The 554-nt window shown below is 66.4% G+C and carries 1 protein-coding gene; it reads left to right on the top strand.

All coding sequences use genetic code 11. From position 1 onward, the window contains the following. On the top strand, positions 1-554 hold a 554-nt coding region (locus G7A99_RS24190; RefSeq protein WP_163144624.1), incomplete at both ends, for a TRAP transporter large permease subunit.

Here is a 554-nt window from a genome sequence, read left to right as displayed (position 1 = left end):
CTGGTCTATATCACCGAGGGGCTGCTGGGCACGGCGATTGCGGTATCGGCGAGCTACATCATCCTGTTCATCCTGTTCGGCGCATTTCTGATCAAGTCGGGGCTGGGGCAGCTGTTCAACGACCTAGCGCTCGCGATCGCCGGCCCGTCCAGGGGCGGTCCGGCCAAGGTCGCCGTGGTCGCCAGCGGCTTTCTCGGCTCGATCAACGGCTCGGCGATCGCCAACGTGGTGACCACGGGCGCGTTCACCATCCCGCTGATGAAGCGCACCGGCTACCGTGCCGAATTCGCCGGTGCGGTCGAGGCCGCGGCGAGCGTGGGCGGCCAGATCCTGCCGCCGATCATGGGTGCGGCGGCCTTCATCATGGCCGAGGTGCTGGGTGTGCCCTATACCCAGATCATGCTGGCGGGCATCATCCCGGCGCTGCTGTTCTACCTCGGCATCCTGTTTCAGGTGCACCTGCGCGCGCTGCGCAACGGCCTGTCCGGCATCGACCGCGCGGAGCTCACGCCGGTAAAGGAGGTGATGCTCAAGCGCGGGCATCTGCTCATTCC

The sequence above is a fragment of the Arhodomonas sp. KWT genome (assembly GCF_010993615.1).
Note: the sequence above shows the minus strand (reverse complement) of the source record. Positions and strands in the feature narration are given on the sequence as shown.